Raw genomic sequence first — 25026 nt, 5'->3', positions numbered from 1 at the left:
GCCGCGACGCCGTATGACGCGAGATGCGGGCGGGACGGCCGACCTCACACCGCGTTCACCGGTGAGGGCGAAGCGTCAACTGCTCTGCATCGCCCGGGATTCGACATAGCGCACCACGTCATCGAGCGTGCGTAGCGACTGGTAGTCCTTCTCGGGGATGTCGACGTTGAACCGTTTGTGGATGCGCTGCAGGAAGTTCAGCCAATCCATCGAGTCGAGGTCGACCTGATCGCGCAGCAGGGCGGTGTCCTCGATCTCGTCGGCTTCGACTTCCGGTGCGATGCTGGTCAATTCGGACAGCACCGTGGTGCGGACATCTTCTGTGGTGGGCATGAATCACTTCTCCAATAGATCGGGTTGGGAAAGCACTTCGTCGATCGCGGCCAGAAACAGCGCGCCGCGGTGTCCGTCACTGGCGCGGTGATCGGCGGCCAGCGTCGCCTGCACGGTGGTGGCGATCCGGATACCGCCGTCGACGGCGCAGACACGTTGCGCCGGTGTGCCGAACCCCACCAGCGCTACCTGCTGCGGATAGATCACACCGAACACCGAGCCGACACCCTGGTCGCCCAGGTTCGTGACCGTGATGGTCGGATCCGACATCTCCGAACTGCGCAGCGAGAACGCCCGGGCACGGGCGACCAGATCGGTGAGATCACCCATCAACTCGTCGAGTTTCTTGTCGGCGACGTCGTGAAGGGCCGGAGCCACCAGGCCACCGCCCCGCAGGGAGATGGCGACGCCGACGTGCACCCTCTCGACCGGTTCGAAGGTGTCGTTGCGCCAGAACCCGTTGAACTCGCCGAACCGCTGGGCGGCCAGCGCGACGGCCTTGATCTGCAGGACCGCAGGAAGGACACGCTCGGTGATGGAGCGCTGGGCGTTGCGTTCGGCCAACCAGTTCAGCGCGTTGTCGAGCACCACCTCGTGAGCCAGATAGTAGTGCGGGATCTCGCGTTTCGACCGGCTCATCGCCGCGGCGATCGACCGCCGCATCTCCGCTCCGCGCTTGGCTGCCAGTTCCTTGGGCGACAACTGTTGTGCCGGTGCGGCAGCGGGTTTCGGTGGTTCGAGGGTCTTGGCGTGCGCCGCGGCATGCTCGACGTCGGTGAGGGTGACCGCGCCCTGCGGCCCCGTGCCGGTCACCGCCTCGACGTCGACGCCCACGGATTGAGCGAGGCGGCGGGCGGCGGGGGAGACCCAACGCCGGTGATGCACGGGTGCGGCGGGGGGGTGCGGCGGCCGCGACGGGTGGGACTTCCGCGACCGCTGAGACCGTTTCGGGCTCCGGTGTCGTGGGTGCGGGGACGGCGGCCTCGCCCGGTTCCGCCAGGCGCGCCAACGGAGTTCCCACCTGAACGGTCATGCCGACCGGCACCAGGAGTTCGGTGATCGTGCCCTCCTGCCAGCACTCCACCTCGACGGCGGCCTTTGTGGTCTCCACCACGGCCACGATCTGCCCCCGAGTCACCGCGTCTCCGGGTTTGACCAGCCACTCGTCGAGCTTGCCCTCGTCCATGTCGGCGCCCAGCGCCGGCATCTTGAACTCGATCATCAGCCCTCCCCGAACAGGCCTTGCACGGCGGTCACGATCTTCTCGGGCTGCGGTAGGGCCGCCTCCTCGAGGTGCTTGGCATAGGGAATGGGCACCTCCTCGGAGCACACTCGCGCTATCGGCGCGTCCAAGTCGTAGAACGCGTTCTCCACGATCCGCGCGCTGATCTCGCCGGCGAAGCTGCCGGTGTGCCAGGCTTCGTCGACCACGACCACGCGGTGGTTCTTACGCACCGAGGCCATGATGGTGTCGTCGTCGAGCGGGCGAAGCACCCGCAGATCGATCACCTCACAGTCGATTCCGCCCAACGCCAGCTGATTCGCGGCGTCGAGCGCCTTGGGCACGTTGCCGCCGTACGCGATCACCGTGACGTCCTTGCCCTCACGGCGCACCGCGGCTCTTTCGATGTCGGTCGGCACCAGCGTGTCGATGTCCGTGGAGGTGTTGTACAGCTGTACGTGCTCGAAGATGACCACGGGGTCCGGGTCGGCCAGCGCGGTGGGCAACATGCCATAGGCGTCGGCGACGGTGGCCGGCGCCACGACCTTGATGCCGGGAATGTGGGCGTACCAACCCTCGAGGCTGTGCGAATGCTGGGCCGCTAGTTGGCGTCCGGCCCCGGTGGCCATCCGCACCACCAGCGGCACCGAGAACTGTCCTCCGGACATGTGGCGCAACGCCGCAGCGGTGTTGACGATCTGATCCAGGGACAGCAGGCTGAAGTTGACGGTCATCACCTCGACGATCGGTCGCAATCCGTTCAGCGCGGCGCCGATTCCCACCCCGACGAAGCCCAGCTCGGAGAGCGGTGTGTCGCGGATACGGTCGGGCCCGAACTCTTCGAGCAGGCCTTTCGACGCGGCATAGGTGCCGCCGTAAGCGCCGACGTCCTCGCCCATGAGCAACACCCGCGAATCGGCGAGCATCGCATCGCGGATCGCATCGTGAACCGCCGTGCGGTATGCCGTCTTCATGGCCGAGCCCCCGCAGGTGTCATCACGTCGCGGGTCAGGTCGGCCACGTCCTCCCACGTTCCGGCTTCCGCGTAGGCGACCGCGTCGATCAGCTCTTCGTCGGCTGACGCGCGGATGGCCGCGACCTCATCGGAGCTCAACGTGCCTTCGTTCAAGCATCTTTCGGTGAAGGTGCGGACCGGATCCCGCTCCTTCCAGTGCTCGACCTCGTCCTTGCCGCGGTACAACTCGGGGTCGAACATCGAGTGCGGCCGGAATCGATACGTACGGAACTCCAGAAAGAACGGCCCGGCGCCGCTTCGCACGTGATAGGCCCCCTCCGCAGCGGCGGCGTGGCAGGCGAGCACGTCCATCCCGTCCACCGCCAGCGCCGGTATCCGATATGACGCCGCCTTCGCGGTCATGTCGGTCTGCGACTGCTCCACCGCGATCGCCGTCCCCATCGCGTAGAAGTTGTTCTCGCAACAGAACAGCACCGGTAACTGCCACAGTTCGGCGAGATTGAGCGATTCATGGAACGCTCCCTCGGCGACAGCGCCCTCGCCGAAATAGCAGGCGGTGACCCGATTGCGGCCCAACTGCTTATCGGCCAGCGCCAGACCCACCGCCAGCGGCAGCCCGCCGGCGACGATCGCGTTGCCGCCGTAGAACCGGACGTCCGCGTCGAACAGGTGCATCGAACCGCCGCGCCCTCGTGAGCAACCCTCCTGCTTGCCGAACATCTCGGCCATGATCTTGGTCATCGGCACCCCGCGCAGCAGGGCGTGCGCATGGTCGCGGTAGGTGGCCACCACCGCATCCTCGGGTTCCAGAACCTCAAGTGAGCCGGCGGCCACCGCTTCCTCGCCGACGTAGAGGTGCAGGAAGCCGCGGATCTTGGCCGCGCTGTACAGCTCAGCGCACTTCTCCTCCATCAACCGCACGCGCACCATGTCGGTCAGAAGCGCGCACGCCAGCTCCGCGTTCGTCATGAGGGCACCTGCTGCGGCTGGGGCGCCTCGACGGTGGACGTGTCGCCTTCGGGCAGGCCGAGTTCGCGGGCCTTGAGCAAGCGCCGCATGATCTTCCCGCTGCGGGTGTGCGGCAGCGAGTCGACGAATTCGATCTCTTTGGGCGCGACCGCCGCCCCAAGGTGCTTGCGGGCGTGGCCCAGGAGTTCCAGCCGCAGGTCCTCATCGGCGGTGAAGCCGTCCTTCAGCGTGACGAACGCCTTGACCATTTCGCCGACCGTCGGGTCCGGCATGCCGATGACCGCGGCCTCGGCCACGGCCGGGTGGTCGGTCATCGCATTCTCCACCTCGAAGGGCCCGATCAGGTGTCCGGCGGACTTGATGACGTCGTCGGCGCGCCCGACGAACCAGAAGTAGCCGTCGGCGTCGCGCTTGGCCAGATCGCCGGTCAGATACAGCCCGTTGGCAAAGCACTTGCGGTAGCGCTCGTCCTGATTCAGATACAAGCGGAACATGGACGGCCATCCCGGCTTAAGCGCCAGCTCGCCCTCGACGTCGGGTTCCTCGATCACCGAGACGGTGCCGTCGTCACCGCGAGTGATGACGGATGCGTCGACCCCAGGCAATGGCCGACCCATCGAACCCGGCTTGATGTCGAACGCAGGGGTGTTGGCGATCATGATGCCGCCCGTTTCGGTCTGCCACCAGTTGTCGTGAATCGGCAACCCGAGCACCCGCTTCCCCCACCAGACCGCCTCGGCGTTGAGCGGCTCACCGACGCTGGCGACGAACCGCAGCTGCGGGAATCGATACCGCGCTGCGACTTCCGGGCCGGCCTTGATCAGCATGCGAATGGCCGTCGGAGCGGTGTACCACACCGTGACGCCCTCGTCGGCAAGGATGCGGTACCAGCGCTCGGCGTCGAACTCGGCTTCGTCGATGATCGAGGTAATCCCGTGCAGCAGCGGTGCGATGACACCGTAGGAGGTGCCGGTGACCCAGCCTGGATCGGCTGTGCACCAATAGATGTCATCGCGATGAAGGTCCAGGGCGTACAGGCCGGTGAGGTAGTGCATCGTCACCGCGCCGTGGACGTGGCGAGCGCCCTTTGGGGTGCCGGTGGTGCCGCTGGTGAAATGCAGTAGCGAAGGGTCCTCAGCGGTGGTGGGCTCGATCGGGGCGTCCTCGGAGGCCTCGGCCATCAGCTGCGCGAGGCTCAGGGTGCCGGGCACGGGTTCGGTCTCGGATCCGTCGACCAGCAGGATGTGACGCACCGACGGCAACTGGTCGCGGACCTTGGCGATCTTGCGCTTGTAGAGGGCCTTCGTCGTCACCAGCACGGTGGCCTCACCGATGGTGACGCGGGTGGCGATGGGTTCGGGCCCGAACGCCGAGAACAGCGGGGATACCACGCTGCCGTTGCGCAGCGCGCCGAGCATCGCGACGTACAACTCCGGAATGCGACCCATGATCAGGAAGACGCGGTCGCCCTTGCCGACACCCAGGCTGCGCAGCACGTTGGTGAACCGGCGGGTGCGACGGCCGAGTTCGGCGTAACTGAGATCATGGCTGACCAGGTCACCGCCGGGGCCGGTGTCGGAGACGAACCGCAACGCCGTTCGCGACGCCAAAGGCCCGTCGGCATGGCGGTCGACCGCCGCATAGGCGATGTTGCACCCGCCGTTCGGCATTCCCTCACACGGATCGGGCGCCGCCGACCAGCGGAAGTCCGCCCGGGTCCGGTCGTAGTCGGTGAAGTTGGGCGGAACCTTCCAGTCCGCGCCCGTCTTGGTGATGGTCGTCATGGCTGCCTCACGAGGTTCGGTAATGACAGGACGCCGTTGCGCCGGGCCGGGCCGATGTTCACCATGACCCGGTCCAGCAGTGCGCTGTAAGCCGACCCGTCGACGAGGATGTCCGCCGGCCCGTGATGCGAGAGGAAGGCATCCAGCCGGCGGTCCAGCGACCAGTCGGCGTAGCTCGGTGTGGCGAACTCGGAGCGCAGAAACCGCCACGCGACGGTGTCGAGTTCCGCGGTCGTCAGGTTGAGCCAGTCACTCGGCGCCATCGGCGTTCCCTCTCAATCACGGTCGTCGCAACCCATCGTCGGCTTGTCGCTTCGACGGCGGTAGAGACGAAAGTCACCCAAGATCAGTTACCGGCCGCGGGCCACGGAGACGACGGCTGACCATCGGTTATGTCTTTGGTCCCTCGAGCCGCCTCCGGAGGGCCCTGTACCGGCAGGACACCGGACGGGACGATCAGGGCATGCCTTCGAGCGCAGTGACCTCGGTGAAAAACACCGTGCGTACGTTCAACAAGTACCTACTGAATCCGGTGATGATGCACTTGGCCGGTCGCAGGCACTGGTACGCCTCGGTGATCCGGCACGTCGGCCGCCGATCCGGGTACCACTACGCCACCCCGGTCGTGGCCGACCGAGTCGATGATGGATTCATCATCCCCCTGCCGTACGGCACGCACGTCGACTGGCTGCGCAACGTGCAGGCTTCCGGCGAGGCGGTCGTGACATACCAGGGCCGCGACTACGACGTCGCCGACCCACAGCTGCTCGACCGACAGGCCGTCACCGCGCAATTGCCGCGCCGGCGCGCGCAGGTCTTCGAGCGGTTGGGGGTCGAGCAGTTCCTCAAGCTCAGTTCCGCTGCCTGAGTGTTAGGGTGCGACCGCTCGATCGGGCTAGCCGTTGTGCGCCGCGAGTGTCGACTCGAGCATCAGTCGCCGTTCGGCGGCGGCCACCGTGCGGCGGGCCGCGGGAGCGGCATCGGGGTTGACCGACACCGAGGTGATGCCCATCCGGACCAGGTGCTCGGCGAACGCCGGCTTGGTCGAAGGCGCCTGCCCACACAGCGACGAGGTGATCCCCAATCGCCGTGCGGTGCCCACGATTCGCCCGATGGCGTCGAGCACGGCAGGGTCGGACTCGTCGAACAGTTCGGCGCAGATGTCGGAGTCCCGGTCTACGCCGAGCATCAACTGGGTGAGGTCGTTGCTGCCGATGGACACACCGTCGATGCCCATCCCGATGTACTCCGGAAGCCAGTGCACCACCGACGGCACCTCGGCCATCACCCAGCGGTGCAGCCCCCGCTGCCGGCCCAGCGGGCTCGCGTCGACCAGTGACAGACACTCCTCGAGTTCCCAGCGAGTGCGCACGAAGGGGATCATCAGGTGCAGGTTCGGTGACTGTTCGCGCACCCGCGCCAGCGCCTGCAGTTCGAGGGCGAACAGATCGGGTTCCTTGACGTAGCGGTAGCAGCCGCGGTAGCCGATCATCGGGTTGTGTTCGACCGGCTCGTAGGTCTCTCCTCCGATCAGGCCACGAAACTCGTTGCTGCGGAAGTCCGTTGCGCGGTAGACGACCGGGCGAGGCGCGAATGCGGTGGCGATCCGGCCCACCGAGTCAACCATCTTCTCCACCAGGGTGTCCTGTTCCCCGCGGGCGATGAGGTCGCGCGGATGGCGTCCGCTGAGCGCCTCGGTGAGCATGAACTCGGCACGCAGCAGCCCGACACCGTCGACGGCCTGGGCCGCGACGGCTTCGGCGTTGTCGGGCATCGCCATGTTGACGTAGATCTTCGTGCCGGTCACCTCGGCCGCTGCGGCCACCGGTTGGCGCTGGTCGGCAACTGTCACCGCGGGGGTGTCCGCGACGCGCCCGGCGAGCACCCGCCCATGCGTCCCGTCGACGGTGACCGTGATTCCGTCATGCAGATCCGTTGTGGCGCTGCGGGCTCCAACGATGCACGGTACGCCCAGTTCCCTGGCGACGATGGCGGCGTGACACGTCATGCCGCCGGTGTCGGTCACCAGTGCGCCCGCCCGTCGGATGGCGGGCAACCAGTCAGGGTTGGTCATCTGCGCGACGAGGATCTCGCCCTCGAGCAGTCGGTTTCCTTCGTCGGGACTGTCGAGCACCCGCACCTTGCCGACCGCGGTGCCGGGCGCCGCGGCCAGACCGCGCGCCAGCACGGCGTGCTTTTCCGACGACGGCGCCGCGGTGTGCTTCAACGTGGTGATGGGCCGCGCCTGCACCAGATACGCGCGACCGTCCTCGATCGCCCATTCGGTGTCCTGCGGGCAGCCGTTGTGTCGCTCGGTGGCGACGGCCAGCTCGGCGATGCTGCGTAGCTCGCGCTCGTCGAGCACCCGCGCATCGGCCTGTGCGTCGTCGAGGTCGACCACCGTGTCGTCACCGTCGGGGCCGCGCACGATCTTGAAAGCCTTGTGGCCGATGCGCACATCGAGCACCGCGAGGCTGTCCTTGGCGATGATGTAGGTGTCGGGCTCGACCTCGCCCGACACCACCACCTCGCCCAGACCGAACGCGCCCTCGACGACCACGCGGTCCTCGGCGCCGTTGCTCGGGTCCGCGGTGAATGCCACGCCCGCCTTATCGGAGTTGATCATCCGTTGGACGACGACCGCCATCGCGGGATCGGCGGTGAAGTCCCGGCTTGCCCGATAGCTGACGACGCGCGGGCTGAACAACGACATCCAGCATCGCAGCACCGCGTCGACGAGCGACTCGTCGCCGCTGATGTTCGTGAACGTCGCGTTCATTCCGGCGAAGGAGGCGTCCCGACCGTCCTCACCGGTCGCCGAGGACCGGACAGCCACCACGGCGTCGCGCCCCAGCCGGTGGTAGAAGTCGAGGATTCGCTCGCGGACCGTGTCGGAGACCCCCGCCTTCTGTACTAGACCCTGCATCCGCTCGCAGGCCTCGGACAGCCCTGTGGTGTCGGCGGCGTTGGTCACCGCATCACGGTGCAGCGACGCGAGTTCGGCATCGACACCGGCGGCGCGCATCGAGTCGCGGTAGCAGTCGCGCAGCAGCACGAAGCCGGGTGGGACCGGCAACTGCGCGGCCACCAGTTCACCCATGTTCGCGCCCTTGCCGCCGGCCTCCTCGGCGTCGGTGATTCGCAGGGTCGAGATGTCGCGGACGTAGCCGTCAAGGTTCATGACGCCCACCCTCGCGCAGCGCCCTCCGCCGGCGTTAGCGTCCGAGGGCCACATCCGGCGTGCTGAAGGTCATCGGCGGATAGGGCACAAAGTCTCTGCGGCGTCACTGCGGATCCCCGAAATGACTTCCTGCTCTATCGGTGCCATGCGGGGCGTAGTCGGATCGACGTCGTGAAGACATCAGTGATGATTGATCCACGACTGCACGACGCTGTCCTGTTCAGCCTCGGCGGCGCCTTGACCGATACCGCCTCGACGGTCGCGCTGGCACGCAAGCTCGCCGACGCGGGCGTGGCCACCGCGGTCTACTCGACGGGGCGCGACTGCGAACAGAAGCTGGCCAAGGCCGGCCTGGGGGATCTGTTCACCGTAAGCGTCGACGGGGTGGTCGCCGAAGCTCTGGGCTTACCCCCGCCGCCCGATCCGGCGGTCCTGCTCGAACCCGGCGCCAGACTTGGTGCGGCGCCCGCGCGCACGGTCGTCATCGACGAAGCCGCGGCGGGCGTGCAGGCCGGTCGTCTCGGCGGCTTCGCCCTCGTCATCGGCGTCGATCGGGCCACCGACGCAGAGGATCTGCTCAACGGCGGTGCCGACGCCGTGGTCTCGGACCTCATCGAGATCACCGTGCGGACGGGGGACCGGCGCATGTCCCATTTACCCAATGCCCTCGACTCCTACGGGCAGATGATCGGGGCCATCGACGGCAGGCGGCCGTTCATCTGCCTGGACTACGACGGCACCCTCTCCGAGATCGTTGATGATCCCGACCGAGCTACGCTCGTCAACGGTGCGGCCGAGGCGTTGGCCGAACTCGCCGAGCAGTGTCCGGTGGCCATTCTCAGCGGCCGCGACCTCGCCGACATCCGCACCCGAATCGCGATACCGGGCATCTGGTACGCGGGCAGTCACGGCTTCGAGGTCATCGGTCCGGACGGAACCGAGTACCACAACGACGACGCCGCGGTGGCCGTGCCCGCTCTGCAGTGTGCCGCAGACGCGTTGCGCGACGTTTTCGACGCCATCGCCGGCGTCCGGGTCGAGCACAAACGCTACGCAGTCGCGGTGCACTATCGGAATGCAGACCCCGACCGGACCACCGAGATCATCGCGGGGACAAGAGAATACGCAGATCGACTCAATCTACGAATGACGGCTGGTCGCAAAGTCGTCGAGTTGCGGCCTGACATCGACTGGGACAAGGGATCCGCGCTGAAGTGGATTCAGAATCGGCTGCCCCGAGAGGGCCGCTCGATCGCGATCTACATCGGGGACGACCTGACCGACGAAGACGCGTTCGACGCGTTGCGCGCCGGCGGTGTCGGAATCGCGGTGCGCCACGACGAGGATCTCGATCGACCGACCGCCGCGCGTTTCACGCTCGCCGACCCCGGGCAGGTTCGGGAGTTCCTGCACCGCGGCGCTGGATGGCTGGCGCGCCAGCACGCCGCGTCACAGGTTGCGTGGACCTACACCTTCGAGGGCTATGACCCTCAAAGCGAGAAGCTCCGGGAGGCGCTCTGCACGGTCGGCAACGGCTACTTCGCCACCCGTGGCGCCGGACCGGAATCGAAGCCTGGCCAGGTCCACTATCCGGGAACCTACGCCGCCGGGGTGTACAACCGCCTCGATGACGTGATCTCCGGACGGCGGGTCGAACACGAGAGCCTGGTGAACCTGCCCAACTGGCTGCCGCTGACCTTCCGTGTCGACGGTGGCACCTGGTTCGACGTCGACGCGGTCACGTTGCTCTCCTACCGCCAGACCCTGGATCTTCACGGAGGGGTGCTTACTCGTGCGCTACGTTTCAGCGACGAGGCCGGCCGCATCACCTCGGTTACCCAGAACCGGTTGGTGTCGATGAACCAGCCGCATATCGCCGCGCTGGAAACCAGCGTGGTCGCCGAGAACTGGTCGGGACGGATGGAGTTCCGTTCGACGCTGGACGGCGAAGTGTGCAATGGCGGAGTCGAGCGCTACAGCGGACTGGCCAGCAACCATCTCGAGTCCCTGCAGATGTCCGAGCTGACGGAGAACTCCGTCGTGATGACGGTGCGCACCCGACAGTCACAGATCCCGGTTGCGTTGGCCGCGCGTACCACCGTCTGGCAGGGCCAGAACGCGGCGACGGCGAAATACCGGCTTGTCGAGACGGAATTCGAGATCGGCCACGAAATATTCGTCGACGTCACGCAGGACCGGCCGGTGACCGTCGAGAAGGTCGTCACGCTCGTCACCGGGCGCGATGTCGCCACATCCGAGCCGGGCGCGGGGGCGGGACGCCGGTTGACGCGCCAGGGCCGGTTCGCCGAGATACGCGACGCGCACACCCTCGCCTGGACGCACATCTGGGAACGACTGTCCATCGAGATCGACGGTCATCCCGAAGAACTGCGGATACTGCGGCTGCATCTGCTGCATTTGATGCAGACCGTCTCCTCACACAGCGAAGACCTCGACATCGGCGTCCCGGCTCGGGGCCTGCACGGTGAGGCCTATCGCGGCCATGTGTTCTGGGACGAGCTGTTCATCTTCCCGGTTCTCAATCTGCGGTTCCCGACGATCACGCGAGCACTGCTGCGCTACCGCTACCGGCGACTGATCGAGGCGCGTCGCGCGGCCACGCTGGCCGGCTACGACGGAGCGATGTTCCCGTGGCAGTCGGGCAGCGACGGCCGCGAGGAAAGCCCGTCGGTACACCTGAATCCGCGCTCGGGCCGGTGGAACCCCGACGCGAGCCACCTCGCGCACCACATCGGCATCGCGGTCGCCTACAACGTGTGGCACTACTATCAGGTCACCGGCGACCTGGCGTATCTCATCGACTACGGCGCCGAGTTGCTCGTTGAAATCGCGCGATTCTGGGTCAGCAGAACGACATACGACGAGCTAAACGATCGCTATCGTATCCTCGGCGTCATCGGACCCGACGAATTCCACTCCGGATATCCCGACCGGCCGTTCACCGGTGTCGACAACAACGCCTATACCAATGTGATGGCGGTCTGGGTAATTCTGCGTGCCGTCGACGCGCTGCAAGAGATGCCGCTGCCCAACCGCCTCGATCTGCGCGAGAAGTTGGGCGTGACCGAGGACGAATTGCAGCGCTGGGATCACGTCAGCCGACGCATGTTCGTGCCGTTCCACGACGGGCTCATCAGCCAGTTCGAGGGCTACGACCAGCTGGCAGAACTGGATTGGGAGTCGTATCGGGCACGTTACGGCAATATTCAGCGCCTCGACCGGATCCTGGAGGCCGAGGGCGACGACGTGAACCGGTACCGGGCGTCCAAGCAGGCCGATGCGCTGATGCTGCTGTACCTGCTCTCTGCGGACGAACTCCGCGAACTGCTCGCCCGGCTCGCCTATAACTTTGCCCCGCAGAAGATCCCGGAGATGGTCGACTACTACATGGCCCGCAACTCACACGGCTCGACGCTCAGTACGGTCGTGCATTCCTGGGTGCTCGCCCGCGCCAACCGCGACCGGGCGATGGAGTTCTTCGGCGACGTCCTCAAATCCGATATCGACGACATCCAGGGCGGCACCACCTCCGAAGGTGTGCACCTCGCCGCGATGGCGGGCAGCGTCGACCTGGTCCAGCGGTGCTTCACCGGGCTGGAGCTGCGGGGAAACCGCATCGTGTTGTCGCCGCACTGGCCCGAGGCGATGGGTGCACTGGGCTTCCCGATCCACTACCGCGGTCACCACCTGCACGTACGGGTCAGTGGGCGCGGCGCCGAAGTCAGTGTGGGACCGCAGGAAGTACCACCGATCATCATCGAGTGCCATGGGCGCGTGCAACGACTTGAACCAGGCACCGTCATCCGGTTCCCCAACAACGACCCCGAGGCCCAGGCGGCGGTCGGGAATCCGGCGACCGGAGCGATGGAGAACGCCGTGCCCTGATCCCCACACCCGGTGGGACGTCGGACTATCGTCGAGTAGTCGATCGCGGGACTCGGCGCCCGCGCAGAAACGCCGCCCTCATCACGACCCGAGTTCGGCGAGCACTGCATCGACCGCCGTGGGAACAGCGGCCGCGACGGCCGGCGACAACCCGGGGCCCTGGGACGCATCGGCGATGCCGATGCTGACCACGACGAGGCGATTCGGCAACTGTCCCAACGCCTCTCCCAGTTCGAATGCTTGCGGTATCCCGATCGCATGGGAGCTGACCTGACCCGTGGAGGTGTTCTCATCGGGAGTCCACCGCCGAATTCGGCCGGGGCTCACCCCGTTTCCCATGGCGGCATCGACGACGACGGCCAGGCCGACGCCGCTCCACGCGTCCAGCAGGGCGCCCGGCTCACCCGTGGCCTCGATGACGAGTACGTCGGGGATACGGCGCCGGGCCACTTCCGCGGCGACGGCGAGGCCCACCCCGTCGTCTCGGCGAAAGCTGTTGCCGACCCCGATCACCACCCCCGCGGTCACGAGCGGTCGACCGTGAGCGTCAGGAAGTGGGCCGAGCAGGATATGCACGGATCGTGGTTGCGGATCGCCCGCTCACACAGGGTCGTCAGCGCTTCGTCGCCCACCGCGAGATTGGCCGAGACGATCCCGGCCATCTCGTGCTCGATAGCCGCCTGGTTCTGGGCGGTGGGCGGGACGATCGTCGCCGCTCGGACCAGCCCGTCGTGTCCGATCTCGTATCGGTGATACAACAGCCCGCGCGGCGCCTCGCTGACCCCGTGGCCGACCCCTGCGCGCGCCGGTACGTCGACGAAGGACCGGCCGGGCCGCTGATAGTCACCGATGAGGCGGAGCGCTTCGTCGATCGCGTACACGACCTCCACCGCGCGCACCAAGATGCTGCGAAACGGATTGCGGCATGTGGGTCCCAGCCCGGCACGGGCCGCCGCCTCCCTGGCGACGGGTGATAAGGCCTCGGAATTCAGGGAATACCGAGCCAATGGCCCCGTCAGGTAGCGGGCGCCGTCGAGCGTGGCGTGCAGAGCGGTGGAGCGCTCGACCTGTGACTCGACGACGTGGTCGCCGAACTCGCCGACCGCGAACGGTGCACCGTCGCTTCTGGCGATGGCGCCGTTCTCGATCGGGTAGCGGTCCGCCGTGGTCAGCGCCAGGTACTCATGGTCGAATTCGGCGTCGGGAAAGTCGAAGCCGCACACCTGATCCAACAGCCACAGTGCATCGTCGGATGCGCGGCGCAACTGCTCGGCGACCGGAGCGAGATCGCGCGGATGCGGAACCGAATAGAAGCCGCCCAGCCGCACGTTGACGGGGTGGATCGCCCGCCCGCCGACCTGCTCCATGAGCCGGTTGCCGGCTTTTTTGAGGGCGAGACCGCGCTGGATGAACTGCGGGTGGTCGCGCGCGAGGCTGATGCCGTCGGGATAGCCGAGGAAGTCGGGGGCGTGCAGCAGCACGATGTGCAGCGCATGGCTGTGAATCCACTCCCCGCAGTAGAGAAGTCGTCGCAGCGCGACCAGCTCCGGGTCGACCGTCACCCCGCAGGCGTCCTCGATCGCGTTACACGCGCTCACCTGGTAGGCGACCGGACAGATGCCGCACACCCGGGCCGTGATGTCGGGCGGCTCGGTGTAGGCCCGGCCGCGCAGGAACGCCTCGAAGAACCGCGGCGGCTCGTAGATGTTGAGTTCGACGGTGTCCACGGCGCCATCACGCAGCGTGACATGCAGTGCACCTTCACCTTCGACGCGCGTGAGGGCCCCGACACTCAACGTCCGGATTTCGTCGCTCACCTGTCATTCCGTTCCGCGTCGAAAGCGGCCACGTTGAAGGTCGAGAAGACCCGCTCCACGTCCCCATCAGACAATCCGTCGCGGCGCAGGAGGGGAATCAGCGCGGCGGTGTTGGGAGTGGCGGCCGGACCGAAGCACCCGTAGCAGCCGCGGTGGTAACTGGGGCACAAGGCCCCACAGCCGGCGTGGGTGACCGGGCCCAGGCACGGGATGCCGTCGGCGACCATGACGCAGGTGACGCCGCGGTTCTTGCACTCCGTGCACACCGTCTTGGCGGGTAGCCGTGGTTTGCGCCCGATGAGCAGAGCGGTCAACGTGTCGAGAAGCTGGCCACGGTCGATCGGACAGCCCGGTAGCTGGTAGTCGACGTCGACGTGGGCCGACGCCGGGGTCGATGTCGCCAACGTGTCGATGTATTCGGGCCTCGCGTAGACGACGGAGGCGAATTCCCTGACGTCGGCGAAGTTGCGCAGCGCCTGCACACCGCCGGAGGTGGCGCATGCGCCGATCGTGACCAGCACGCCGGACTGCTCGCGGATCTCCCTGATGCGTCGTTCGTCGGCCGTGGTGGTGATCGAACCCTCCACCAGTGATACGTCGTAGGGCCCGGCGACGGTTGCGCTCGAGGCTTCGAGGAAGGTCGCGATCTCGACCCGTCCGGCGATCGCAAGCAGTTCGTCTTCGCAGTCCAGCAGCGTCAGTTGGCAGCCGTCGCAGGATGCGAACTTCCACGCGGCCAGCTTCGGAATGGTCATCTACAGCTCCTTCACCACGAGCAGCGGCTCGGCGACGTCATATCCCACGACCGGTCCGTCGCGGCACAACAGCAGCGGGCCGAGCTGGCAGTGTCCGCACCAGCCGACCCCGCACTGCATGTTGCGCTCCAGGGACACCTGAATATCGCTGGGGTCCACTCCTTTGCGCATCAGTACCGCAGCGCCGTTACGCATCATCGGCTCTGGGCCGCAGAGCATCGCAGTGGTGCAGTCCGGCCGTGTGGGCATCCGGCGCAGCGGGTCGGTGACGAATCCGACCTCGCCGGGCCAGCCCTGCACGGGGTGGTCGACGGTCAGATGGACGTCGATGACGCCCGCTCCCGCCCAGTCGGCGAGCTCCTCGGCGAACAGGAAGTCCTCCCGCGCACGGGCGCCCGCGATCAACGTCACCCGTCCGTACGATCGACGTTCGGTCAGGGCGTGCAGCACGACCGGGCGCAACGGTGCCAGGCCTACCCCACCGGCGACGATGACCAGGTCGCGGCCGGCCGCATCCTGCAGATTCCAGCCGGCCCCGAACGGTCCCCGCACCCCGATCACGGTCCCGGGTGCCGCGCCGTACAACGCGCGGCTCACCGCCCCGACCGAGCGGATGGTGTGGTGAATGACTTCGTCGTGCCCGAGTGGCACGCCGCTCACCGAGATCGCGATCTCGCCGATCCCCAACGCGTACAGCATCATGAATTCACCAGGCGCCGGTGCGGGCAGCGGTTGGTGCACCGGCTCCAAAGCCAGTGTCGCCGAGTCCCGGTTCTCCGCGACGCGACTGCACACCCGGTACGGCACCGGGGTCATCGCCCCTTGGGCCGTCGCAGAGACCCGGGGGTCAGTCATCATCGGCTTGGGCGGCCAAGGTGTTCATCTCCTCGGTGATGTCGATGCCGGTGGGGCACCAGGCGATGCAGCGCCCGCACCCGACGCAGCCCGAACTGCCGAATTGGTCGTGCCAGGTGCCGAGCTTGTGGGTGATCCAGTGGCGGTACCGCGAGGCACCGGATTGCCGGACGCTGCCCTCATGGACGAAGGTGAAGTCGAACTCGAAGCATGACGCCCACTGCATCCACCGCTCGGCGTGCTCGCCGGTGAGGTCGGTGGTGTCCTCGACGCTGGTGCAGAAGCACGTCGGACACACCATCGTGCAGTTGCCGCAGGTGAGGCATCGACCGGCCACCTCCTCCCACTGCGGTGACTCCCGCGAGTCGGCCAGCAGCCTGCGTAGGTCGCCGGCAGGCATCTGCCGGCCCATCTTGTCCGCTGCAGCAGCGACAGCTTCACGCGCTGTGCGGATCTCGGCGGGCGGCGCGTCCCGGTGGGGCAGTTCTGCAAGCACAGCGGCGCCGGCATCGCTGCCGACGTCGACCAGGTAGCTGCGACCGGTGGTGTCGAGGCGCTCGGTGAGCGCCAGGTCATAGCCGGGTCCCACCTCCGGTCCGGCACCCATCGATGCGCAGAAGCACAGGCCGCCGGGCTCGGTGCAGTTGACGGCGACGACGAAGATCCGCGCCAGCCGGCCGACGAAGCCCTGGTCGGGGTGGCTTCCCGCGCCCAGCACGCCGTTGAGCACGGCGATCGCGGACAGATCGCAGGCGCGCACCCCGATGAAGGCGTAATGCGGTTCGGGCTCGGGCGCTGAACCGTCGGACGACCACACCTGCTGCCGCGCGGGATGGAGGAACTGCTTCCAGGATTGCGGGCCGGCCGAATGGCCGAACAGGGCGTCGTCGTCGCGCGGGCGAAGCCGGTACTGCCCGGGGCCGACGTCCACGCCCCATCCCCGTGGGAGATCGTCGGCCGACTCGAGCTCGCGCAGCACGATCGCGTCCTCGGACACGGTGGGCCCGACCACGCGATACCCGCGCTCCTGGAGGGCGCCGACGAGTTGGTGCATGGCCGCGGCGTCGATCACGGCACTGCTCATCGACTGATGGTCGCGTGGAACCGTCCGCCATACAGGGCCCATAGGTCACGAGTGCAGGGGACTTTCGGCCGCGTCATGCGATTCTCCGTGCTGGGTAACGTGGGGGATATGTCCATACCGACGCAACCGATCTCCATCCTTCCCGAAAGCGAATGCTGGGACCTGATGTCGAGCGCCTCGCTGGGCCGGCTCGTCACCACCGTCGATGGTCAGCCGGAGATCTTCCCGGTCAACTTCGTCGTGCAGCACCGCACGGTGCTGTTCCGCACGGCCGAGGGCACCAAGCTGAGCAGTGCGGTGATCAACAACAACGTGCTGTTCGAGGTCGACGACCACAACGCCGTCGGCGGGTGGAGCGTTGTCGTCAGGGGGCTTGCCCGCACGCTGCACACGGACGCCGACATCGATGAGGCCGATCGCGCGCAGCTGCTGCCATGGACGGCCACGGTGAAACCGCATTACGTGCGCATCCGGCCCCTGCGCGTCACCGGGCGGCGGTTTCGGTTCGGCTCCGAGCCAGATCGCGACTTCACGATCGCTTAGCCGACCACCCGGGCTGGTGCGGTCACAGCTCCGTGCAGGCCGCTGTCCTCGGCGAATACTTCTCGCCACCGGTCATTTCCCGCCGACGAACGACCTCGCGAGGGGTGACTTCGGTCCCTATCAGCCGCCGTCGCATCGGTGATCGAATTCGGTGTGGGTCCCGGTGCGGGCGCACGCGCCGGGATCCGCACCCGAAACCGCTCCAGGCAGGCAGCGTGTGGCTCGCCGGCGAGATGCCCGGAACCTGTCCGACGGGATTGTAAATGCGGCACAACGGTATCGAGATCGAGCCCACAGCGCGGATCGTCACGCTCACTCTGAACCCGGCGCTTGACATCACCGCTGCCGCCGACGTCGTGCGTCCCACCGACAAGATCCGCTGCTCGGCGGCGCGCTATGACCCCGGCGGCGGCGGCATCAATGTGGCTCGCATCGCCCGGGTGCTGGGAGCGAGGGCAACGGCGGTCTTCCCGGTGGGCGGCCCGACCGGTGAGCGCGTCACCGACTTGGTGTCGCGTGACGACGTACCGGTGCGGACCGTTCCCGTCGCCGACTGGACACGCGAGAGCTTCACCGTCAACGAACGCACAACGGGTAAGCAATACCGTTTCGTGCTGCCGGGACCGAGTGTGAGTTTCGCCGAGCAGGCCCGATGCCTGGACGAACTGCGATCCGCGGCCCGCACGGCGCGGTTCGTCGTTGCCAGCGGAAGCCTGCCGCCCTCGGTTGCGCCGGACTGGTATCAGCGGGTCGCCGACATCTGCCGTGAATCGGGTGCGCTGCTGGTGCTCGACACCTCCGGCGGCGGTCTGACGCACGTGACCTCCGGTGTGTACCTCGTCAAGCCCGGCCTGCGGGAACTGCGGGAGTGTGTGCGGCGCGATCTCGTCACCGAGACGGAGCAGTTGGCCGCCGCACATGAATTGATCGAACGGGGCGTCGCCCAGTCGGTGGTGGTGTCGTTGGGCGCGGGCGGGGCATTGCTGGCGACTCCCGGCCATAGTCAACGGTTCTCGGCCGTTCCGGTGCGCGTGGTGAGCGGGGTCGGGGCAGGCGATGCGCTGGTGGCGGGGACCGTGGTCGGACTGAGCCGCGCATGGCCACTGAGCGCAGCGGTACGGTACGGCATCGCCGCTGGAACCGCGATGTTGCTCACGCCCGGCACCGCAACTCCGAGCCGGGACACCATCGAGCGATTCTTCACGCTGGTGCCCGAGGCAGTGGACGTCGACGTCGTTCACACCTGAGGTGGCGGCACCCGGTAGACGGCGGCTCCGGCGCAGATCCCGGCACCCGCTGCGACCAGGAGCGTTGGGCTGCCCACCGGCAGATCGACCGGCATGCGAGCGATCGCGGCGGCCAGTGCGGCGGTGTGCATCCGCTCGTCTTCGGCGACTAGAACGTCCTCGCCGGACAGACCGACCCGGTCGGACAGTTCGGCACGAAAGTCGGCGCCTGCCGGGGCCGCGACGGTTGCCAGGATGTCAGCAGGCCGCAGCCCCGCCTTATCGAGGCAGATGGCAATCGCTTCGGCGGCGACCGTCCCCATGCGCCGGTCGACGTCATCCGAGCGCGCGATCTGGAGCAGGTTCCGACCGTCAACGAGACCCACAGTGGCGCACATCATTTCGCGATCCTTGTGGTCGGCTACCCACGCTACTTCGGAGAGGCCGAAGTCCCCGGCGTACCACGTGCACAACATCGCTGCGCCCGTCGGTGCGAACGGGAAGCCCTCACTCATTCCATGCCCCGGGTCGGCGTCGCCGGCCACCACCAGCGCACAGTTGACGGCGCGGGACTTCAGGAAGCCGTCGACGATCTGCAGCGCGTTCAGCGGTCCGCAGGACCCATTGGCCACGTCGAATGAGAACGTGCCGTGTGCGCCGGCGTGCGGGCGCTCGGGGTTGGCGCCGATGTCTTTCTGTATCAGCGCGGCCAGAGCCGGTTCGCCGATGTTGCGGTCACGATAGATGCCCGCATTGATGAGCAGGTCGACGTCCGACGGCTCGCGGCCCGCGCGGTCGAGGCACTCCCTTGCGCTCGCCACGGTGAGGTTCAGAGCGCTGTGTCGGTGGCGCCAGCCGCCGGAGCGGACGGCGACCCGTTCAATCACCGTGCCCATAGGACTCCACCATTTCGTCGTCGAGAGTGAGTAGTAGGACACCGATTTCGAGTCCGGACGCCAACGCGATGAGCGCCACCGTCTCTCCGGGGCGGATGTGTCCCGCTTCCAGTTCCTCGACCAGTGCGACCGTATGCGTGGTCGAGGCGGTGTTGCCGTAGCGGTCCACCGTGATCACTGCGTCGTGACGGGGGGCCTCGCCGAACGATGCGGTGACGGTCGCCATTCCCTTGCGGATCGCGCGCGCCGATGTCTGATGGGTGATGACGTGATCGATGTCGTGCAGCGAAACACCGACCGCGTCGAGCACTTCGTGCAGCAGCACCGGGGTGGTCGACAGGGCCGCGCGGTGAATGCCGCGAGCATCGGTGAACATGCGTCCGCCGGGTTCGTGTCGAGTGGGATAGGCCAGGCACAGCCGGCTGAACTCGGCGACCGTGGTGAAGCCGGCGAGATCGATGCCGGGCGAGCCCGCCGGTGCCCGCTCGAGCAGCAGAGCGGCCCCGGCGTCGCCAAGGGTCAGGGAGGCGAGCTCCTTGCTGAAGATGCCCCGGATGTGTCGGGCGGCATTGTGTCCGAGCGCCGAGATGTATTCGCCGCTGACCACCATCACGCGCTGCACCGCACCTTGCCGGATCCAGTTGTTGGCCACGGTGACCCCGGTGAGCATTCCGGCGCATGCGTTGGAGATGTCGAACGCCATCGCACTGTCGGCGCCGATGGCCTGTGCGACCGCCGCACTCATCGTCGGTTCCAGCCATTGGGTCAGGCCGTCGCGGAACTTCGTGATGGAGCAGCTGATCACGACATCGATCGAGGCGGGATCGTGCCCGGATCGGTCAAGACAGTTCAGCGCAGCCGTGGTCGCCAGACTGTACGAATCCTCATCGCCTGTCGAGACCCGGCGCTCCCTGATGCCGGTCAGCCGCTGCAGATCGATGTGGGTGCGATGACGGGTCGTCGACATCAGCTCGTCGGTCGCCAGGTGAGTCGGCGGCAGGTGCCGTCCCGCCCCGGCCACCCTGGTCTTGAAGGGCGCGTTCGGACTCGCGGCCGACGGATCCATGACCAGCCAGTGAGTGCCTGCCATCGACTCAGCATGGCGGTGACAGCCTCGCCGAACTAGAGCGATTCGGACGTCGCGCAGGGGACCTTCGGCCCTTCGGCCCGCGTCGAAAAGTTCCTACATTCGGCGCATGGGCAAGCAACATGGTCTGTTGGCGGTGCTGCTGGCCGGTGCCGGTGTGGCCGGCCTGTACCGAGCGCATCTGCGGCCGTGGATGTATGCCTGGGGCGCCACCGATTTCGAAATCACCGCCGCCCTACCGGGGGATGAACTGGTGCTGCCGAACGGCCCGCGCACCACCCGCGGGCTGACGATCGATGCGCCGGTCGATGCAGTCTGGCCGTGGTTGATGCAGATCGGCGAGGACCGCGCCGGCTTCTACAGCTATGACTGGCTCGAACGTGCGGTCGGCACGACCATCCACAACGCGAAGCGCGTTCACCCGGAGTGGCAGGACCTCCAGGTCGGCGACACCGTATGGCTGGCTCGACGGTACGGTCAGGTCGGCCGACAGGTCGTGGCCGCGGTCAAGCCCAACGCCTACCTGGTGTTGATGTCGACGGAGGACTACGCCCGCGTGCAGCAGGGCGGTCAAGCGACGGGTTCGTGGTCCTTCCATCTTCGCCGAACGGGCAGCTCGACGCGCCTGCTGGTGCGCGGAAGCGGCGGCGCGGTGGGCCATGCGCTGTTCGACATCCCCCACTTCGTCATGGAACAGAAGATGATGCGAGGCCTTCGCGACCGTGCTCAGCAAACCGTGAATCGCCATGTCAACGTCGTCGAAGTGGCCAGTCTCGCGAACCGGCAAAACGGGGCGGAGCTGGAGACGGCGCTTCCATAGATCGGCGCGGCCCGTCGACCCGTCCGGCCGGAGCAACATCGTCGCAACCCGGCTCTTGTGGTGACACCATGGGGTCGTGACCGACATACCCAAGCCCAAGAGAGGCTCGGCGCCGCGTCCACTGGGGGACACGTTGTCACAGCTGCGTCTGCGCGAACTGCTCATGGAGGTGCAGGACCGCGTCGAGCAGATCGTCGAGGGCCGCGACCGACTGGACGGCCTGCTCGATGCGATGCTGGTCGTGACGTCCGGGCTGGAACTCGACCAGACGCTGCGCACCATCGTGCACACCGCGATCGAACTGGTCGATGCCGGGTACGGGGCGCTGGGCGTGCGCGGCCACGACCACGAACTGGTCGAGTTCATCTATGAAGGCATCAACGAGCAGATGCGCGCGAAGATCGGCCACCTCCCCGAGGGCTTGGGAGTGCTCGGGGTGCTGATCAACGACCCGAAACCGATTCGGCTGGACAACATTTCACATCACGCCGCCTCAGTGGGCTTTCCGCCGAATCATCCGCCGATGCGAACGTTCCTCGGAGTGCCCGTGCGGATTCGCGACGAGGTGTTCGGCAACCTGTATCTGACCGAGAAGGCGGGCGGTCAACCATTCAGCGAAGACGACGAAGTGCTCGTGCAGGCGCTCGCCGCCGCCGCCGGTATCGCCATCGACAATGCGCGACTCTACGAGCAATCCAAGGCGCGCCAGTCCTGGATCGAGGCGACCCGCGACATCGGCACCGAACTGCTTGCAGGCACCGAGCCGGCGACCGTCTTCCGGTTGGTGGCCGAAGAATCGCGGAAGCTCAGCGGCGCCGCGTTGACATTGGTCGCCGTGCCTGCCGATCTCGACGCGCCGATCGGTGAGTCCGATGAACTGACCGTCGTCGCGAGCGCCGGCGACGGTCCGGGGAGCTCCGTCGAGACCATCGACACTCTCGACACGCTGATCGGTGAGGTCTTCACCCAGCGCACCCCCAAACGGTTCGAAAGCCTCGAACTGGCGGGCGATGTGGAACCGAGTGGTCCGGCTCTGGTCCTGCCGCTGCGCGCGACCGGCACTGTCGCAGGGGTTTTGGTTGCGCTGCGTCCTTGCGCAGCGCGCCAGTTCAGTGCCGAGGAGCTCGACATGATGTCCGCCTTCGCCGACCAGGCGGCGCTGGCGTGGCAGCTGGCCAGCACGCAACGACGGATGCGGGAACTCGACGTGTTGAGCGATCGTGACCGCATCGCCCGCGACCTGCACGACCATGTCATCCAGCGGCTGTTCGCCGTCGGCTTGTCCTTGCAGGGGACCATTTCCCGTGCCCGCGCTCCGGAGGTGCAGCAGCGGCTGATGGGATGCGTCGACGATCTGCAAGAGGTGATTCAGGAGATCCGCACCGCCATCTTCGATCTGCACGGTGGCCAATCGGGCATCACCCGGCTGAGACAGCGCATCGATGAGGTGGTCGCCCGGTTCGCCGATTCGCCGTTGCGCACCTCGGTCCACTTCTCCGGCCCGTTGTCGGTGGTGGACGGAGTGCTCGCTGATCACGCCGAAGCCGTTGTGCGCGAGGCGGTCAGCAACGCGGTTCGGCACGCCGCGGCGAGCACCCTCGCGGTCAGCGTGGAGGTCGGCGACGAGTTGACCATCGAGGTCACCGACGACGGAAAGGGCATCGCCGAAGATGTCACCGGCAGCGGGCTGACGAACCTGCGTCGGCGCGCCGACGACGTCGGCGGATTGCTGTCGCTGGCACCCGGTCCGGCGGGCGGCACCAGATTGCGATGGTCCGCCCCGCTGCCCTGACGCCCACTGGCCTGGCCCTGGCCGCCAGGAGGTGGGCGCACCTGGCGCCGGGGATCAGGCAATTCCAGAACTACCGACGGGAGTGGTTGCGCGGTGACGTCGTCGCGGGGCTGACGGTGACGGCATACCTGGTGCCACAGGTCATGGCCTACGCCTCGCTGGCGGGGGTGCCTGCCATCACCGGATTGTGGGCCGCTGTCATCGCGCTCGCCGCGTATGTGTTCATCGGCTCGTCCCGGCAGTTGTCCGCCGGGCCGGAATCGAGCACGGCGCTGATGACGGCCGCGGTGATCGCGCCCATCGCCGTCGGGGACGGCGGGCGCTACCTCATGCTCGCGGCGGCATTGGCGGTGCTCGTCGGTGTCGTGTGCCTGGTCGCCGCGCTGGCTCGGCTCGGGTTCCTGGCCAACATGCTCTCGGGTCCGGTGCTCGTGGGATACATGACCGGAATCGCCGTGTTGATGATCGCCAGCCAACTGGGGAAGGTCACCGGCGCGCCGGTGTCCGGCGAGGGCATCGCCGACATGGTGCGGTCCTTCTTGGACAACGCCGACCGGCTGCACTGGCCGACGCTGGTGTTGGCCTCGGGCGTGCTGATCCTGCTCCTCGTGTTGGGTCACTGGCTCCCACGCGCCCCCGGACCGCTGATCGCCGTACTGGTGGCCACCATCGTCGTCGTGGTATTCACGTTGAGCCGCAACGGCATCGAGGTGGTCGGACCGATCCCGGCGGGGTGGCCCGGCACGGGAGTGCCGCAGGTGCAAGCGAGTGATCTCGGGATGCTCTTGCTGCCGGCCGTGGGAATCGCGATCGTCGCCTTCTCCGACAACGTGCTGACCGCGCGTGCCTTCGCGGCGCGCTCGGGAGCCGACATCGACCCCAATGCCGAATTGCGGGCACTGGGGGTCGCCAATGTGGGAGTCGGTCTCGGGCACGGGTTTCCGATCAGCTGCAGCGGATCGCGCACCGCGGTGGGTGACGCGGTCGGTAGCCGCACGCAACTGTATTCGGTGATCGTGATAGCAGCGGTGCTGGCGGTGGTTCTGTGGGGCCGCGGCGCGCTGGCGCACTTTCCGACCGCCGCTCTTGGCGCGTTGGTGATCTATGCGGCGATCCGCTTGATCGACGTGGCAGCGTTTCACCGGCTCGCACGATTCCGGCGCAGCGAGTTGATCCTGGCAGTGGCGACCACCGTCGCCGTGCTGGGTCTGGGCGTGCTCTATGGCGTGCTGGCCGCTGTGGCGCTGTCGATTCTCGATCTGATGCGACGCGTCGCCCACGCCCATGACAGCGTCCAGGGCTTCGTACCGGGTCTTGCCGGCATGCACGACATCGAGGACTATCCGCAGGCGATGGTGGTGCCCGGACTGCTCGTCTATCGCTACGACGCCCCGCTGTGTTTTGCGAACGCCCAGGATTTCCGGCGGCGCGCCCTGGCTGCCGTCGACCAGAGCGCGGACCCCGTCGAGTGGTTCGTGCTCAACGCCGAAGCCAACGTCGAAGTGGACCTGACCGCGCTCGACGCCCTCGACCAACTCCGTATCGACCTGTCCCGCCGGGGTGTCGTGTTCGCGATGGCACGCGTCAAGCGGGACCTGAGTGACTCGCTGGCCGGCGCTGGATTGCTGGAGCGCATCGGTGCCGACCGGATGTTCATGACGCTGCCGACGGCGGTCGAGGCGTTTCACAAGCGGCAGTCCGGCGAACGATCGGTTGACGGGGGGTAGCGAACGCCGCGAGACGTCGGAGGCCGCCGAATCGGATCGGGTGCGAGTGACGC

20 protein-coding genes and 1 pseudogene are annotated in these 25026 nt (G+C 67.3%); 7 read left to right on the top strand and 14 right to left on the bottom strand.

The genetic code is table 11. The features are described 5' to 3' along the window. Positions 1-75: 75 nt before the first annotated feature. The 6 genes and pseudogenes from K3G64_RS01405 to K3G64_RS01375 form a co-directional block, all read right to left on the bottom strand. Complete coding sequence (locus K3G64_RS01405) at positions 76-333, bottom strand: acyl carrier protein (protein ID WP_238888422.1); 258 nt, start codon at positions 331-333, stop codon at positions 76-78. 3 nt (positions 334-336) lie between these two features. Then, positions 337-1555 (bottom strand): annotated as a pseudogene (locus K3G64_RS01400) (dihydrolipoamide acetyltransferase family protein). Continuing rightward, a complete protein-coding gene (locus K3G64_RS01390; protein ID WP_238888420.1) occupies positions 1555-2529 on the bottom strand; it encodes an alpha-ketoacid dehydrogenase subunit beta in 975 nt (324 codons plus the stop codon). Before K3G64_RS01390 ends, K3G64_RS01400 begins: the two are co-directional and overlap by 1 nt. Further along, entirely contained in the window at positions 2526-3500 is a 975-nt protein-coding gene (gene pdhA / locus K3G64_RS01385) for a pyruvate dehydrogenase (acetyl-transferring) E1 component subunit alpha (protein ID WP_238888419.1), read from the bottom strand. Before pdhA ends, K3G64_RS01390 begins: the two co-directional genes overlap by 4 nt. Continuing rightward, positions 3497-5284 carry an acetate--CoA ligase gene (acsA, locus tag K3G64_RS01380; protein ID WP_238888418.1) on the bottom strand — a complete coding sequence of 596 codons (1788 nt, stop codon included), beginning with the start codon at positions 5282-5284 and terminating at the stop codon, positions 3497-3499. Before acsA ends, pdhA begins: the two co-directional genes overlap by 4 nt. After that, entirely contained in the window at positions 5281-5547 is a 267-nt protein-coding gene (locus K3G64_RS01375; protein ID WP_238888417.1) for a hypothetical protein, read from the bottom strand. Before K3G64_RS01375 ends, acsA begins: the two co-directional genes overlap by 4 nt. Before the next feature lie 200 nt (positions 5548-5747). Here K3G64_RS01375 and K3G64_RS01370 point away from each other — a divergent pair, with 200 nt between their 5' ends. Next, positions 5748-6152 carry a nitroreductase/quinone reductase family protein gene (locus K3G64_RS01370; protein WP_238888416.1) on the top strand — a complete coding sequence of 135 codons (405 nt, stop codon included), beginning with the start codon at positions 5748-5750 and terminating at the stop codon, positions 6150-6152. A gap of 27 nt (positions 6153-6179) precedes the next feature. Here K3G64_RS01370 and ppsA read toward each other — a convergent pair whose 3' ends face one another. Next, positions 6180-8465 (bottom strand): phosphoenolpyruvate synthase, encoded by a 2286-nt coding sequence (gene ppsA, locus K3G64_RS01365; RefSeq protein WP_238888415.1) that lies wholly within the window; start codon positions 8463-8465, stop codon positions 6180-6182. 186 nt (positions 8466-8651) lie between these two features. Here ppsA and otsB point away from each other — a divergent pair, with 186 nt between their 5' ends. After that, complete coding sequence (otsB, locus tag K3G64_RS01360; protein ID WP_238888414.1) at positions 8652-12371, top strand: trehalose-phosphatase; 3720 nt, start codon at positions 8652-8654, stop codon at positions 12369-12371. A gap of 81 nt (positions 12372-12452) precedes the next feature. Here otsB and K3G64_RS01355 read toward each other — a convergent pair whose 3' ends face one another. The 5 genes from K3G64_RS01355 to K3G64_RS01335 are packed head-to-tail and all read right to left on the bottom strand — an operon-like array spanning position 12453 to position 16882. Beyond that, the gene (locus K3G64_RS01355; RefSeq protein WP_238888413.1) at positions 12453-12899 is read right to left on the bottom strand and encodes a hydrogenase maturation protease; all 447 of its coding nucleotides are present in this window, start codon (positions 12897-12899) and stop codon (positions 12453-12455) included. Continuing rightward, the gene (locus K3G64_RS01350; RefSeq protein ID WP_238888412.1) at positions 12896-14188 is read right to left on the bottom strand and encodes a Ni/Fe hydrogenase subunit alpha; all 1293 of its coding nucleotides are present in this window, start codon (positions 14186-14188) and stop codon (positions 12896-12898) included. Before K3G64_RS01350 ends, K3G64_RS01355 begins: the two co-directional genes overlap by 4 nt. After that, positions 14185-14943: an oxidoreductase gene (locus tag K3G64_RS01345; protein ID WP_238888411.1), complete on the bottom strand. Its 759-nt coding sequence runs from the start codon at positions 14941-14943 to the stop codon at positions 14185-14187. Before K3G64_RS01345 ends, K3G64_RS01350 begins: the two co-directional genes overlap by 4 nt. After that, entirely contained in the window at positions 14944-15759 is an 816-nt protein-coding gene (locus tag K3G64_RS01340) for an FAD/NAD(P)-binding protein (protein WP_238888410.1), read from the bottom strand. Between the two features lie 31 nt (positions 15760-15790). Next, positions 15791-16882 (bottom strand): 4Fe-4S dicluster domain-containing protein, encoded by a 1092-nt coding sequence (locus K3G64_RS01335; RefSeq protein ID WP_238888409.1) that lies wholly within the window; start codon positions 16880-16882, stop codon positions 15791-15793. A gap of 108 nt (positions 16883-16990) precedes the next feature. Here K3G64_RS01335 and K3G64_RS01330 point away from each other — a divergent pair, with 108 nt between their 5' ends. Beyond that, positions 16991-17425 carry a pyridoxamine 5'-phosphate oxidase family protein gene (locus tag K3G64_RS01330; RefSeq protein WP_238888408.1) on the top strand — a complete coding sequence of 145 codons (435 nt, stop codon included), beginning with the start codon at positions 16991-16993 and terminating at the stop codon, positions 17423-17425. Positions 17426-17688: 263 nt separating this feature from the next. Continuing rightward, positions 17689-18672: a 1-phosphofructokinase family hexose kinase gene (locus K3G64_RS01325; RefSeq protein ID WP_238888407.1), complete on the top strand. Its 984-nt coding sequence runs from the start codon at positions 17689-17691 to the stop codon at positions 18670-18672. Here K3G64_RS01325 and K3G64_RS01320 read toward each other — a convergent pair. Continuing rightward, positions 18663-19547: a 3-oxoacyl-ACP synthase gene (locus tag K3G64_RS01320; RefSeq protein ID WP_238888406.1), complete on the bottom strand. Its 885-nt coding sequence runs from the start codon at positions 19545-19547 to the stop codon at positions 18663-18665. The two genes, K3G64_RS01325 and K3G64_RS01320, sit on opposite strands and share 10 nt — an antisense overlap. After that, positions 19531-20637 carry a 3-oxoacyl-ACP synthase III family protein gene (locus K3G64_RS01315; protein ID WP_238888405.1) on the bottom strand — a complete coding sequence of 369 codons (1107 nt, stop codon included), beginning with the start codon at positions 20635-20637 and terminating at the stop codon, positions 19531-19533. Before K3G64_RS01315 ends, K3G64_RS01320 begins: the two co-directional genes overlap by 17 nt. Before the next feature lie 106 nt (positions 20638-20743). Between K3G64_RS01315 and K3G64_RS01310 the strand changes: the two genes are divergently transcribed. The 3 genes from K3G64_RS01310 (at position 20744) to K3G64_RS01300 (ending at position 24973) form a co-directional block, all read left to right on the top strand. Then, the gene (locus tag K3G64_RS01310; protein WP_238888404.1) at positions 20744-21454 is read left to right on the top strand and encodes a hypothetical protein; all 711 of its coding nucleotides are present in this window, start codon (positions 20744-20746) and stop codon (positions 21452-21454) included. A gap of 163 nt (positions 21455-21617) precedes the next feature. Then, positions 21618-23246: a sensor histidine kinase gene (locus K3G64_RS01305; protein WP_238951035.1), complete on the top strand. Its 1629-nt coding sequence runs from the start codon at positions 21618-21620 to the stop codon at positions 23244-23246. Further along, on the top strand, positions 23225-24973 hold the full coding sequence (locus tag K3G64_RS01300; RefSeq protein ID WP_238888403.1) for a SulP family inorganic anion transporter: 1749 nt from the start codon (positions 23225-23227) through the stop codon (positions 24971-24973). The genes K3G64_RS01305 and K3G64_RS01300 overlap by 22 nt, the downstream gene beginning before the upstream one ends. The last annotated feature ends 53 nt before the right edge of the window (positions 24974-25026 follow it).

It is taken from the genome of Mycobacterium sp. IDR2000157661 (genome assembly GCF_022317005.1).
Lineage (GTDB): Bacteria > Actinomycetota > Actinomycetes > Mycobacteriales > Mycobacteriaceae > Mycobacterium.
The sequence above is the reverse complement of the archived record's forward strand: the minus strand, read 5'-3'. Positions and strand labels throughout refer to the sequence as shown.